Source organism: Dielma fastidiosa, assembly GCF_000313565.1.
Lineage (GTDB): Bacteria > Bacillota_I > Bacilli_A > Erysipelotrichales > Erysipelotrichaceae > Dielma > Dielma fastidiosa.
Genome location: NZ_HE578928.1, coordinates 336,975 through 338,678, shown reverse-complemented (window position 1 = coordinate 338,678; position 1,704 = coordinate 336,975). Strand labels below are relative to the sequence as shown.

Genomic DNA, 1,704 nt, shown 5'->3' with positions numbered 1-1,704 from the left:
AAACATCCCTTTAGGAAATGGAATCACTGCGGGGAATACATATTACGCAAAAGTTAAAGCAGTTGGAGACGGTGTTGCTTATTCTGATTCACCGTTAAGTACACCTGCTGTTTCAGCGGCAGCCGCTAATGAACCAGTTGTTGTTAAGAATATAAGTTTCACTGCTTTGACAGCAAATGGCTCCTCTACTGAGACTACAAGTGAATTGACCTTTACTTTCAGTGATGATATTGATGGCTTGACAGCGGATAAGATCACGCTCAGCGGTGTTAATGGTGTCACAAAAGGAAGCCTGACTAAAGAAAGAACTGGTGTATATAAGCTTGCAATCAATAATGTAAGTGTATCAGGTACACTGAAAGCGACGGTTGCATCCATTGATGGATATTCAATCACACCAAATGAAAATACGGTATCGATTTATTATGCTGCGCCGATTACCAATGTAGTATGGAGCAGTGCGGCAGCCGATGGTGTGGCAAATAAAACTACCTCGACCAAAATCGATGTCGTATTCGATACACCAATCACCAATCTAACAAAAGAAAACTTCTCGATTGAAAACGCTCAGATCGATTCATTAAGCGGCAGCAACGGCAATTATAGTCTGGCAATCAGTAATGTAACAACACAAGGAGAGGCGACCTTAACAGTCACATCACCTTCTGGATATTCCATTTCACCGACAAGTCAAAAGGTAACGTTACATAAGAAAGCTGACCTAATCAATGCGGCATTAACAAGCGTGACTGCGGATGGGGATTCTACACATACAAGCACTCAGCTAACTTTAACCTTTGACCAAGATATTACAGGGTTAAGTGCTGATCATATCACGTTAACAGGTATAAATAATATCGTCAAGGGTTCACTTTCAAAAGCGGAGGGAACCGGTGTTTATACTTTAGCAATCAGTGGCTTTACAACTGGTGGTACAGTGAATGTTTCAGTAAGCAGAGTTGAAGGATACAACATCACCGGTAATCAATCTGCAGTGATTCATCATTATACTGAACCAGCACCGGTTCAGCAATTTACCATTCATTATGATCTGGCTGGCGGTACTGGCAGCTATCCGGATCAAAAGGCTGCACTGAATGCTGACATTACGATTCCCAATACTGTACCTGTGAAGTCTGGCTATACATTTACCGGCTGGAAGTTATCAACAGACAGCAGCATCAAGCAGCCGGGAGCAAAAATCACAAGTTCAGAATCAAAGACGATTACCTTAACGGCGCAATGGACTAAAGATGATATCGCGGTATCCTTTGAAGTCTTCGCAAACGGTACGGCAAACATCTCAGATACGACCCAAGTTACAGTAACCTTTGATCAGCCTGTCATCGGTCTGACAAAAGATAATTTTAGTCTGACCAATGCGACTGTGACAGAAATCAGCGGCAGCGGTAAAACTTATATCCTGAATATCTCTAACGTAATGACAGAAGGCTCGGCCACATTGACAGTGACTGCGCCTAGCGGGTATACGATCGCCAGTAACAGTAAGCCGGTAACCTTACATAAGGATACGAGAGTACCGGTCAGCTTAACTGCAGTAGAAGCAGACGGCATCAAAAATCAGGCATCTACATCTACCATTACATTAAAATTCGATTCATTGATTGCCCTAACGGCAGAAAACATTAAGATAACCGATCTTGACGGTACCGGCGCAGCCATAGGAAATCTCAGGACACAAGA

The 1,704-nt window shown here is 42.8% G+C and carries 1 protein-coding gene; it reads left to right on the top strand.

The genetic code is table 11. The features are described 5' to 3' along the window. A partial coding sequence (locus DAHG_RS19670; RefSeq protein WP_161650546.1) for an InlB B-repeat-containing protein occupies window positions 1-1,704 on the top strand: 1,704 nt, incomplete at both ends.